This is a genomic window from Bacillus haimaensis, assembly GCF_048270625.1.
GTDB lineage: Bacteria > Bacillota > Bacilli > Bacillales > Bacillaceae_I > Sutcliffiella_A > Sutcliffiella_A haimaensis.
The window spans coordinates 587,166-599,427 of record NZ_CP158164.1; the positions used below are offsets into that span (position 1 = coordinate 587,166).

General features: G+C 41.3%; 10 protein-coding genes and 1 pseudogene. 8 read left to right on the forward strand and 3 right to left on the reverse strand.

Annotated features, from left to right (window positions below; all coding sequences use genetic code 11):
• Positions 1–7: 7 nt before the first annotated feature.
• Positions 8–1,801 carry a diguanylate cyclase domain-containing protein gene (locus tag ABN702_RS02820; RefSeq protein ID WP_417899311.1) on the forward strand — a complete coding sequence of 598 codons (1,794 nt, stop codon included), beginning with the start codon at positions 8–10 and terminating at the stop codon, positions 1,799–1,801.
• A gap of 151 nt (positions 1,802–1,952) precedes the next feature.
• Positions 1,953–3,140: a methionine gamma-lyase gene (megL, locus tag ABN702_RS02825; RefSeq protein WP_417899312.1), complete on the forward strand. Its 1,188-nt coding sequence runs from the start codon at positions 1,953–1,955 to the stop codon at positions 3,138–3,140.
• 240 nt (positions 3,141–3,380) lie between these two features.
• Here megL and ABN702_RS02830 read toward each other — a convergent pair whose 3' ends face one another.
• Positions 3,381–3,860 (reverse strand): GAF domain-containing protein, encoded by a 480-nt coding sequence (locus tag ABN702_RS02830; RefSeq protein WP_417900801.1) that lies wholly within the window; start codon positions 3,858–3,860, stop codon positions 3,381–3,383.
• 146 nt (positions 3,861–4,006) lie between these two features.
• Between ABN702_RS02830 and refZ the strand changes: the two genes are divergently transcribed.
• Complete coding sequence (gene refZ, locus ABN702_RS02835) at positions 4,007–4,633, forward strand: forespore capture DNA-binding protein RefZ (RefSeq protein WP_417899313.1); 627 nt, start codon at positions 4,007–4,009, stop codon at positions 4,631–4,633.
• On the opposite strand, the gene hisJ is transcribed toward refZ, so the two are convergent.
• A complete protein-coding gene (gene hisJ, locus ABN702_RS02840) occupies positions 4,630–5,433 on the reverse strand; it encodes a histidinol-phosphatase HisJ (protein ID WP_417900802.1) in 804 nt (267 codons plus the stop codon). The two genes, refZ and hisJ, sit on opposite strands and share 4 nt — an antisense overlap.
• Positions 5,434–5,727: 294 nt before the next feature.
• Here hisJ and ezrA point away from each other — a divergent pair, with 294 nt between their 5' ends.
• Positions 5,728–7,419 carry a septation ring formation regulator EzrA gene (ezrA, locus tag ABN702_RS02845; RefSeq protein WP_417899314.1) on the forward strand — a complete coding sequence of 564 codons (1,692 nt, stop codon included), beginning with the start codon at positions 5,728–5,730 and terminating at the stop codon, positions 7,417–7,419.
• Positions 7,420–7,423: 4 nt separating this feature from the next.
• Positions 7,424–7,732: a hypothetical protein gene (locus tag ABN702_RS02850; protein ID WP_417899315.1), complete on the forward strand. Its 309-nt coding sequence runs from the start codon at positions 7,424–7,426 to the stop codon at positions 7,730–7,732.
• 37 nt (positions 7,733–7,769) lie between these two features.
• Here ABN702_RS02850 and brnQ read toward each other — a convergent pair whose 3' ends face one another.
• Positions 7,770–9,107, reverse strand: coding sequence for a branched-chain amino acid transport system II carrier protein (brnQ, locus tag ABN702_RS02855; RefSeq protein ID WP_417899316.1), 1,338 nt, complete (start codon positions 9,105–9,107; stop codon positions 7,770–7,772).
• A gap of 297 nt (positions 9,108–9,404) precedes the next feature.
• On the opposite strand from brnQ, the pseudogene ABN702_RS02860 reads away from it, so the two are divergent.
• The 3 genes and pseudogenes from ABN702_RS02860 to ABN702_RS02870 all read left to right on the forward strand — a co-directional run bounded on the left by ABN702_RS02860 (position 9,405) and on the right by ABN702_RS02870 (position 12,051).
• A pseudogene (locus tag ABN702_RS02860) lies at positions 9,405–10,540 on the forward strand (cysteine desulfurase family protein).
• A gap of 6 nt (positions 10,541–10,546) precedes the next feature.
• A complete protein-coding gene (gene thiI / locus ABN702_RS02865; RefSeq protein WP_417900803.1) occupies positions 10,547–11,755 on the forward strand; it encodes a tRNA uracil 4-sulfurtransferase ThiI in 1,209 nt (402 codons plus the stop codon).
• Between the two features lie 92 nt (positions 11,756–11,847).
• On the forward strand, positions 11,848–12,051 hold the full coding sequence (locus tag ABN702_RS02870; RefSeq protein WP_047972144.1) for an alpha/beta-type small acid-soluble spore protein: 204 nt from the start codon (positions 11,848–11,850) through the stop codon (positions 12,049–12,051).
• Positions 12,052–12,262: the final 211 nt, after the last annotated feature.

The following is a 12,262-nucleotide window of genomic DNA, read 5'->3' on the forward strand; positions in this document are numbered from 1 at the left end:
GAAAAAAATGGAATCGACTAAAAAAATTCTTGAAATAAAAAGCAGAATATTAGATTTTTTTCTTTCGTCTTCTAATCTTACACAAGCTACATTTCTCACCATGCTGCAATCCATCCTAAAAGAAGAGCTGAAGGCGAATTCGGTCACCGTTACAATGGAAGAGTTTTCACCCATCTACGATCAGCTAAGAGTAAGGGAAGTGGGTGCCGTTTACCATAAAACTCTTGAAACAGGGGGAAGTGACTGGGGAAATGTCAACCTGCCTCTCTATGGGGACAAGGATTTTTTGGGTGCAGTAGAATTGCAATTTACCTCTCCATTACCTCTCTCATTAGTAAGCTTTGACGAGTTATCAAAAGAACTTTCCACAATCTTTCAACAATACAACCAATACATACATACAAGATTTGAAGAGAAGCAATACGAAGAATTGTATAAAGTGACATCCAAATTCCATTCTTCCATGAGGGTGGAAGGCATACTATCTGAAATTATCGAAATATTACGAAATACGTATGAGGATTTTTCATATTTGCTGCTGCTTACATCGGATAATGATGATCTGCAGCATCTGCCGGTAAAAAAATTGGATTTTGATGATTCTAACATGAGCGCAATGAATGCCTATGTGACAGGGGAAGTTCAGCTTGAGAACTGTATCAGGGACAGAAGAACCTATATTTATGTTCCGATAAAAGGGGAGCAGGGGATCTATGGCGTATTGCAGATTATCTCCCTGGATTCTTTCTATTTGCCTGAAAAAGAGCTGAAATTTATCACTTTGCTTGCCAACGCTACCGGAACTGCCCTTGAAAATGCACAACTGTATGAGCAGTCGAAGCAGGTCATTTCCGATCTGCAGCTGATCAATGAGACCTCCCATCAGTTAAATTCCAACCTGAGGCTTCAGGAAGTTACGGCATATATGATCAAGAAGATCATGCATTTCTTCGAGGCAAAAGAAGCGGCATTTGTCCTATATAAAGCTGGAGGGGCAGAGGTGCTGCCAGGGTCCACCGAATTTTTCCAGCAGGAGGATATCGGAGTCTATCTATCCCATATGCAGGATTATGTATATTCAGATGGAGAGCCGCTTTTTATCGGAGATCTACGTGTACATGAACGGCTTTCCAATCTGCCGTTTTGTTCCTGTATGATTATTCCGATGCATACCTCCAACGGCATTAAAGGAGCATGTGTCGTTACACACACACTGCCCTACTTTTTCAGCTTTGAGCAATTTAAGCTGCTTCAATCGCTTATTCACCATTCGACGCTTGCATTCAGCAATTCGATGCTGCGGGAGGAATTGGAGAAGTACGTCATCACGGACTATTTGACAAAGCTATATTCAAGAAAATATTTGGACGAAAAAATAAAGAAATCGATGAAACACGATTCCTATGGAACTTTTATTCTATTGGATATTGATGATTTCAAAAGGGTCAATGATACATTCGGCCATCAGATAGGGGATACCATCTTGATGCAGGTCGCCGCGATCATCAACGCAAGCATTCGAGAAACGGACATTGGTGCCAGGTGGGGTGGGGAGGAATTGGCTATTTACCTTCCGAAAATTGATTTGGCACTAGGTGAGCAGATTGCCGGGCGCATCATCAGGAAAATTGAAGAACAGACGTCGCCTGCTGTGACGGTTTCCTGCGGACTATCCTTCTGGAAAAAAGGTCTGAACGATTCCGCGCGCGACCTCTTTCACAGGGCTGATTTTGCCCTTTTGAAAGCAAAAGATTTAGGTAAAAACCAGCTATGCATCGAGTCAGAGGAATATTGTGGATAACATTAGCGGCCGGCTGAATCGGCCGTTTTTTTATGAATTCCATCATTTTCAGTTTTCCTCGGAAAAGGACCGCAAAAAAGAAAACGCTTTCATTTTTCGGTATTTTGCCATATGCTAATTATGGATGTGATATTTGAAGGGAGAAATTTTTATGGAAAAGAAAAATACAAGGTTTGAAACAGAAGTCGTCCATCATGGATATGACAGCTCCATTTATCACGGAAGCTTGGCGCCACCAATCTTTCAAACTTCTACTTTTTCCTTTCAAACGGCAGAACAAGGGGAAAAACGGTTTGCAGGCGAAGAGGAAGGGTACATCTATTCAAGACTCGGAAATCCGACAGTGAAGATGCTCGAGGACAGAATTGCTGCGCTTGAAAATGGGGAAGCGGGATTGGCGTTTGGTTCCGGTATGGCGGCAGTTTCTGCAGTACTGATTGCCCTGACGAAAAGTAATGGACATATTTTGTGTTCTCAGGGGATATATGGCTGTACATTTGGATTATTGCAGCTTCTTAAAAACAAATATGAGGTGGACCACAGCTTCTGCAGCATGCAAACAGAAGCGGAGATCAGGGATGCTATTCGTCCTGAAACCACCTGCATCTATATAGAAACACCGATAAACCCTACGATGGCGCTGATCGATATCGAACTGGTGGTGTCGATTGCGAAGGAATATGGTATCAAAGTGGTGGTGGACAATACATTCTGTTCTCCATATTTGCAGCAGCCTTTGGACATCGGCTGCGATATCATCATCCATAGTGCCACCAAGTATATTGGCGGACATGGAGATGTCATCGCCGGTTTGATTGTAGGATCCAAGGAAATGATCCAGGAGATATCCATGACTACACTAAAGGACATTGGCGGTGTTATGTCACCATTTGATGCGTGGCTGTTGATTAGAGGATTAAAAACTCTGCACGTCCGGATGGACCGCCATTGCGACAATGCAGAGTACGTCATTGAACAATTGAAGGGTCATTCGGCGATTGAAAGCGTCTTTTATCCAGGTGATCAAAGCAATCCATCACACTCCATCATGAAAAAGCAGATGAAGCGTGGCGGCGGACTTATTTCCTTTACCATTAAAGGCGGAAAAACAGAGGCGCAGAAACTGCTGAATGAATTGAATCTGATAAAGATTGCAGTAAGCCTTGGGGATGCCGAAACGTTGATTCAGCATCCTGCTACCATGACGCATGCTGTTGTTCCAAAGGAGAACAGGGAACAGATGGGGATTACAGAAAGTCTGATCCGCCTTTCCGTGGGTCTTGAAGCGAAGGAAGATATCTGGAACGACCTGAAACAGGCATTGGATAAAATCCTATAAAATAAAAAAGTGCCAAGCCCTCTGTTAATAAAACAGGAGCTTGGCACTTTTTTTATGTTATTTTCGCATGTTTTGTTCCTTTTCGTATGCGATTATAGCCCGTAATATTACTCGTCATCGTGCTCTTTTCCAGTTTGGAATATTGGTTCACCAATAAACTTAAAATAATTAATGCATTAAAAAATCCAAAAGCCGATTTTTTTACGAACAAAAGCAACAAACTTTACGAAAAGAGCCTTTTTAATTTGCCAGAAGTACCTCAACGAACTTCTCGAGGTATGTTCGGTCCACTTCATCAAAGCGCTCTTTGATCGGGCTGTCGATATCCAGCACCCCAATGACTTTTCCATCCTTCACCATCGGCACTACTATTTCCGATTGGGACGCGGCGTCACAGGCGATATGTCCCGGAAAAGTGTGAACGTCTGCAACAAGCTCCGTTTTAGCATTCGCTGCTGCGGTTCCGCAAACTCCACGGCCGAATGGAATTCGTACACATGCAGGGAGGCCTTGGAATGGACCAAGTACCAGCATGCTTTCGCCTTCAGTCAGATAGAAGCCTACCCAGTTGATTTGATCAAGAAAGACATTTAACAGCGCGGAGGCGTTGGAAAGGTTGGCGATGAAACTTGGCTCATCAGCTATTAGTGCCTGCAGCTGCTTGATGACCAGTTCATAATTTTCTTCTCGAGTTCCTTTGTAGTTTTCGACTTGAAACATCATAATCCCCTCACTTTTTCCTAATAATATGCGGAATTACCAAACTATAAGTAGAATTCCTATGTACTTTGTCGACATTTAATAAAAGGATAAACGCTCCACGGCTAGAAATCAATAAAAGAGAATCACCAAAAGGGGTGAAAAGGATGGAATCGACCAAAGAAAGAATAATAGAAGCCGCTGTTCATCTATTTAATACAAATGGTTATTCAGGTACCTCAATTCGGGAAATCGCTAAAAAGGCAAAGGTCAATGTTGCACATATATCCTATTATTTTACAAACAAGGCAGGGCTGCAGGAGTATCTGCTTGCAGCTTTTCTGGAAGAATATCTGTCCGTCCTGGAGCAAATCTATAAAAAGATGAACATTCTATCAGCGCAGGAATGTGTCATACTTACAGTGAATAATGTGATGAGTTTTCATCGTGACAATCGCCAGCTTGCAAGATATGTGTACAGGGAAATTACGCTGGATACCACATTGGTCCGGGAAGTGATGACCACCTACTTGATGAAGGAGAAATATTATTTGCAATTGTTTTTTGAAAAAGGAAAGAAGAACAAAGAATTTCAGCCTATTTCCATTCCTCTTGCGGTGATGCAACTGAAAAGTATGATCAGTATGCCATTTTTACAAGCTCAGTATTTGGCTGAGGTGTGGCATGTGATGCCGTATGAGACACAAACAGTCGATCTCTACCAGAAGAAGATCATTGAATGGCTCGAGCATTCCGTCTTCTCAAACAGGGTTGTGGACAGGATTGCCCTCTAATCAAGAAGAGTCCGCTCCAACTGTTGATATCCCTGCATTAATCCCTTTGCGCTGTGGGCGTCCGATCCATAGACGAGAGGGATTTTTCTTTTATATGCCTCCAATGCGATGGACGCCGGTGGATAGGAATCCAAACAAAGAGACTTAGTGAAGCCTGCACCATTATAGTCAAGTTCATAACCTTTGTCCGCAATGGTGTCCAATAGAGGCAGCACATAATCAGAAAGATCCTGTTCATGTGGGAATTTGCGCTTGAACTTTTCAACTAGCGTGATATGACCGATCCGACCTGGTTTATATTTTCCGAGATCTGTAACAATGGATTTTTTCAGAGTGGAGAAATATGCTTCATAAACCTTGCTTAATCCTCCAAACATCTGAATCATCTCCTCAAAGGTTTCCTCACTGTAATCCATGCAATAATAGGCCTTCCCACTCCATAAAAAATGAACGGATAAAATGCTGTCATCCAAAAAAGGACCATATTCATCGAGAAAGGAGGCAGTTTCTTTTTCATAGCCCTCAATAAAGTCCACTTCCAAACCGATATTAACCTTTAGTGCTGAAGAATAGTAAGTTTTCAACCTACACAAGTCCTCCAGATATGAAGACATTTGGTCTAGGGACATAGCACTGTCTTTTTCCGGTGTTGGATCAATAAAATTCTTGGGTAAGGGAGCATGTTCCGTAAAGGAAATTTCCCGGTAATTCAAGGCAAGAGCCTGTTCGATATACCTCTCAAGTGGATCTGTGCTACCATGGGGACAATAGTGGGTATGTACGTGTTTATCGATAATCATCATTCTTGCCTCCAATACTTGAAGAAATATGTAAAAAATTTTAAAATATTGGTCAAAAAATGTCGTTTACATGGTATCATAAATACATTGAAATACAAATAAAATGGGCATGTTTTATACTTGTTTACCATCAAAAACAAAAATTTTGAAAAATGAATGGAAACAATGACCGTTTTAGTTTCGAACCTTATATATATTAGCATGTGTTCAAAGGGAAAAACGCCTTTTTGATTATCTTACATAATAAAATTTTCAGTTAATCGTTACAACCATCCAGGCCAAAGGGGATTAGGTATGAAAATAATCATTGGAATACTAGTAGCAGTAATTATATTTGTCATTTTCAGTTATCTAAGAAGAAAGAAAATTTATGCGGAAGTTGACCGATTGGAAACGTGGAAGGTGTCGATTATGAATAAGCCCGTTTCTGAAGAGCTGTCAAAAGTGAAAGATCTTAACATGACCGGGCAGACAGAAGAGCTCTTCGAGAACTGGCGCTATCAATGGGATGAAATCCTGTCCTCCGAATTACTGAGCATTGAAGAGTATCTGTTTGATGCAGAGGACCTTGTCGATAAATACCGTTTCAAAAAGGCGAAAAATGTGCTTGCTATCGCAAATCAGAAGCTTGAAGGCATCGAGGATAAAATCAAGTCCATATTTGATGAACTGGATGAGCTGATCGGCAGCCAAGCGAAAAGCGTGGAACAGATCGACATGTTGGAAGTCACTTATACGGAATTAAAAAAGAAGCTGTTAAACCAGCGCCATCAATACGGGAGTACCACAGCCCTTTTGGAAAAGGAAGTCGATCACCTTCAGCAAACCTTCCTTGAATTCCATGATAGCATGAACAATGGGAACTATCTGGAAGCGAGAGGGTTAGTGCAAAAGCTGGAAAAGGAAATCGAGGCATTTGAATTTAAAATAGCTAATATCCCAAGTCTATTGATTGATTGTCAGTCCGTCCTGCCAAGCCAGCTGGCCGAGGTGGAAACAGGCTATAAGGAAATGCTGCAAGAGGGATACATACTTGATCATGTTAAATTGGAAGAAAATGTAGAAAGTCTGAAAGAAAAGACAAAGCATATCACCAATCTTCTTTTTGAAACAAAAGTGGCGGAAGCAAAAGAAGGCATAGAGCTTATGAAAGAGGAAATGGATAAGCTCTATGACAACATTGAAAATGAAGTGATTGCCAAACACTACATTGTGAAGGAATTGCCTGTTGTCGAAACGGTGCTGCATACCCTATCCGAGGCAAGTGCAAAATCCAAGGAAGAAACCTACGTAGTACAGGAGAGCTATCACCTGCAGGAAGAAGACATTCAAACCCAACGTAAAATAGAACATTCCATGCTTGCTCTTGTCGATCGTTATGAAAAACTCAGTTCACATCTGGAAAACCAGACGATAGCATTTTCCATCCTCAAAGAAGAGCTCGAGGATATTTGCGAACAGATCAATTCCCTGCAAGAAATACATCAACAGTACACGGAGATATTGCAGGCTTTGAGAAAAGATGAAATGGCCGCCAGAGACCAATTGGCAACTTTGCGCAAAATGCTATTGGAAGTGAAAAGGGAAATCGAAAAGAGCAACATGCCTGGACTTCCGGAAACCATTTATCAGGAGCTGACAACAGCCAGTGAGCAGTTGAAGGCAGTTAAGGAAAAGCTGGAGGAAAAACCGCTGAACATTATTGAAGTGAATGCCATCTTGCATCAGGCTGTCACTTCAGTGGAAAAATGCTATGCGGATTGTACGGACATATTAGACCATGCTTTCCTTGCAGAGAATATCATACAATACGGCAACAGATATAGAAGCAAGCATGCTTTCGTCCATGAAAGCTTGATAGAAGCGGAACAGCTGTTCAGAAACTATGAATACAAAAACGCTTTGGAAGAAGCGGCTACTGCACTTGAGAAAGTGGAGCCAGGCGTACTGAAGAAAATAGAGCAGATCTTGGAAAAGGAGAGCTAAGAACGTGACGACCTTAAGGTTCTTGCTTATCGGGCTACTGGTTGTAAGTGGAGCGGCCACATGGTTTTTGGTTTTTGATTCTTTGGAAACCATTAAGGATCAACCTTTGACCGTGCAGAAGCATTCAATGAAAAATAATATGGAAGCAGAACCACTTTCCCTTATTATTCATGACTCCAAAGATGTTCAAACGTTTCATTCGGGTGTCTATGGTTTAACCTATAAAGACGTCACTGAACTCCAATCAGAAAACCAGCGTGTATCTATTGATGAACTGCTTACCTATGTAGAAAAAAAACAGAATGACAGATAAAAAAACTCCGCTTGGCAACCCAAGTGGAGTTTTTCTTTTATGCAATACTTTCTGAACGTTTGCTTCTTGGCATCAGGTTTCCAATTGCCATTCCAATTAAAGCACCGATGATGGCAGGAACTAACCAGCCTACGCCAACACTGTAAAATGGAAGAACACTAAAAATATCTTGAAGGAATGTAATATTTATATTTGCAATGGCCAATCCATCGACAAAGCTTACTATTCCTGTAAACAGTAGTGCAAAGCTATATACATACGATTCATTTTTCCAGCGATAGAAGGATAAGAGAATCAATACAATCGCTAGTGGATAAATCATGATCAGTACAGGCAATGAGAATGCGATTAGTTGATTTAATCCGAAATTCGCCACAATCAAGCTGAAAATACATAATATTGCAACAAATAATTTATAGGAGATGGAAGGGAACACTTTTACGAAAAACTGGCTTGTTGCAGATACTAATCCAACAGATGTGGTCAGGCAAGCAAAGGTAATGGCAAGCGCAAGAATAACAGTACCTAAGGAACCGAACAGATAGCTTGCAGAACCTGATAAAATTTGGCCGCCATTATCCGCAGCACCAATAACATTCGTACTTGTAGCTCCCAGATAGGAAAGTCCGCCGTATACCAGGGTCAATCCGATTGCAGCAATGAATCCAGCTTTCATACAAAGGGAGGTAATGGTTTTTTTATCGGTAACCCCTTTATCCTTGATGGCCGAAATAACGACAATTCCGAAAACTAATGCTGCAATGGTATCCATCGTAAGATATCCTTCCAAAAAACCTTTGAAAAATGGAGAATTCGCATATGCTTCCGAGGGCTTTTGCAGTTCTCCCATCGGGGTCACGATGCTTTTTATAACCAATATTCCAATTACCCCTAATAGGAGTGGTGTCAATATTTTACCGATTCGATCTACAAGCTTGGTTGGATTCAGTGCAAGAAAATACGTGATAGCAAAAAATCCAATCGTATAAAAGAATAAAGGCCAGCCCACCGGATTAATGGATTCCGGTAAAAATGGAGTAGCACCGATTTCAAAAGCTACCGTACCAGTTCGTGGAATTCCGAAGAATGGTCCAATCGCCAAGTACATAATGATAGTAAAAATAATTCCGAAAATTGGGTTTACACGATTAGCAAGTGTCTGCAGGTCTCCACCGGTATATGCTATCGCCATGACACCGAGTAGTGGCAATCCGACTCCGGTAATTAAAAATCCTATAACAGCCGTACCTACACTAGTACCAGCTGCCTGCCCCATCAATGGCGGGAAAATCATGTTTCCGGCTCCCAGGAATAGTGCAAAAAGCATTAAGCCTAATATGAGAATATCCTTATTGGAATATAGTTTATGTTGCATAAGTGAACCTCCTGATGACAAGAAATAATGAATACGTTTACATACTATCATAGTTTTGCTGAAATTTGTCGAATAACTTAAAAGTTAGACAATTCAATATATTAGAAAAACATTTAATAATCGTAACATAGATAAGGATGTATGAAAAGTGAGAACAGTTTCCAGTAGAAAATGTCTGTTTTCACGAATGGATAAGACCGAATCTTTTCCCTGTTTGTAAAGTGTGCTAACATTAATATTTGCTTAGAAGAAAAAATTATCAGTGAAATACTTGCATCTCAAGCTGGAGGCTTTATGATGATCTATTTGGATAATAGTGCGACAACAAAACCTTATAAAGAAGTGTTAGATTCCTATATAGCTGTATCCACCAATTATTTTGGCAACCCTTCCTCTCTTCATTCCCTGGGGGGGAAGCGGAAAAGCTGCTTCATCATTCCCGTGAGGTGATAGCTTCCCTACTGAAGGTGGAGCATAGGGAAATCATCTTCACATCTGGTGGAACAGAGAGCAATAACCTGGCAATAAAAGGGTCTGCCCTCAGCAAAAAACATCTCGGTAACCATATCATCACAACCTCAGTCGAACATCCATCTGTTACCAATGCTGTAGAGGATCTAAGGAAAGAAGGCTTTGAGGTAACAATCCTGCCGGTAAATGAGGAAGGAAGGGTTTCCACGGAACAAGTGGAAAAAGCAATGAAGAAGGAAACGATTCTTGTTTCCATCATCCATGTGAATAATGAAACGGGAGTAATCCAGCCCATTGAGAAAATAAAAAAAGTGGTTAAACAGTTTCCTCTCGCAAATCTCCATGTGGACCATGTGCAGGGGATAGGAAAAGTTCCACTAAATATGGAGGGAATCGATCTATGTTCCATCTCCTCCCATAAATTTCATGGACTGAAAGGGAACGGGGTATTGGTTGTCAAGCAGGGGGTAAAGTTGCATCCCCTCTTTAGTGGAGGAAATCAGGAATGGACGCTCCGTTCCGGTACAGAAAATGTTGCCGGGATTGTGGCGATGACCAAGGCATTAAGAATGACCATGGAACTCAGTGAAAAGCGTTTGGAATCCATTCAAAGCCTGAAAGAGTATTTGTTGAATAGACTGTATGAGATGAAAGAGGTTGCAGTCAATACACCTTTCCATGACTCAGCTCCACATATCTTCAATTTTTCGGTTCCCAAAGTAAAATCGGAAGTGTTGGTGCATGCACTTGGTGAAAAGGGGATTTTCGTATCAACAACTTCCGCCTGTTCCTCCAAGCGAAAGGCACCAAGTAAAACACTTTCTGCAATGGGGCTCTCGAAGGACCGCTCCGAGACGGCAATCCGTGTCAGTATGACCTTCGACTCAACGAAGGAAGAGCTTGATATATTCTTAAAAGAAGTAACCAAAGCAATCGCCACAATAAAACAGTTAACGAGGTAGAAAATGATGAATTATGACCACATTTTGATCAGGTATGGAGAAATGTCCACTAAAGGTAGAAACAGAAAACAGTTTGTTCAAAAGCTCAGCTCGAACATCCTGGATAAAGTAAAAGATTTTCCTAAAGTAGGAATCGAAAAAAGCAGGGACAGAATGTTTATCAAGTTAAACGGAGAACCGCCGGAACCAATCATTGAAAAGCTTCAACGTGTTTTTGGGATTTACTCATTCAGTCTTGCAGTAAAAACAGAAACGGAGCTTGAAGATATGAAAAAAGGTGCACTCTTTGCCTTAAAAGCATTGCCATATGAAGGTAAGACTTTTAAAGTTACTGCCAAAAGAGCGTACAAAAAGTTTGAACTCGATACAAACGGGTTGAACCATGCGATTGGATCACATCTATTGATAAACACGGAAAATCTGAAGGTGAATGTCAAACAACCAGATATAAATGTCAGGGTGGAGGTACGCGAGGATGCCACGTATATTACCTGTAAGGACATTTTAGGAGCAGGAGGCCTGCCGGTTGGTTCGAGTGGAAAAGGCGTATTGATGCTCTCAGGCGGGATTGATAGTCCGGTTGCGGGATATCTCGCGATGAAGAGGGGCATCGAGCTGCAGGTTGTACACTTTTTCAGCCCGCCATACACAAGTGAACGTGCAAAGCAAAAGGTGATCGATCTAGCTGAAAAACTGACGGAATTCGGTCCTTCCATCAACCTGCATATCGTTCCATTCACAGACATCCAAGTTGCCATTCAAAAGCAGGTTCCTGAAAACTACACCATGACCTCGACGAGAAGATTCATGCTGTTGATAGCAGATAAACTGCGTGAGCAAGAAAAAGGGCTTGCCATCATAACTGGTGAAAGCCTTGGTCAGGTTGCAAGCCAGACCTTGCAGAGCATGGTAGCCATCAATGAAGTCACAAGTACACCGATTATCCGTCCTTTGATTACGATGGATAAAACGGAAATCATGGAGATTGCGGATAAAATAGATACATTGGAAATTTCCAATCGCCCATACGAAGACTGTTGTACCATTTTTACTCCCGCTTCTCCGAAAACGAAGCCGAAAGCAGAAAAAATCAACTTCTATGAAAGCTTTTTTGACGTGGAACAGATGGTAAAGGATGCGGTTGAAAACACAGAAAAGTTGAAAATAACGGGAAAATCCGATAAAGAAGACAGTCTTTTCAAGGAACTATTTTAGTGACTATAAATTTGTGAACAATTACCATTTTTAAAACATGAATGATGCCATGTGTTTTTACACATTCTATATTCACAAGGAGGTGAAAACACATGGCAAACAACAGTTCAAACCAACTAGTTGTACCTGGTGTACAACAAGCTCTTGACCAAATGAAATACGAAATCGCTTCTGAATTCGGAGTTCAACTTGGTCCTGATGCAACTGCTCGCGCTAACGGTTCCGTTGGTGGAGAAATCACTAAGCGCTTAGTTCAAATGGCTGAGCAAAGCTTTGGTGGCGGTTACCAAAAATAATAAATATAAATGGCTACGAGGTGGGGGCGACCCCACCTTTCTTATATTCTCTGGAGGTGTTTGTTTATGAAAGAGCAGAACCAGGTGGAAAAGCAACAAAAAAAGCAAGGCCGTAAACGTCAGAGTGAACCAAAACACGCAAAAAAATCAAATGAGCAGTAATAGGATCATGGCGCCTTCTTCGGAGGGCGCTACTTTTTATGAAAGCTCT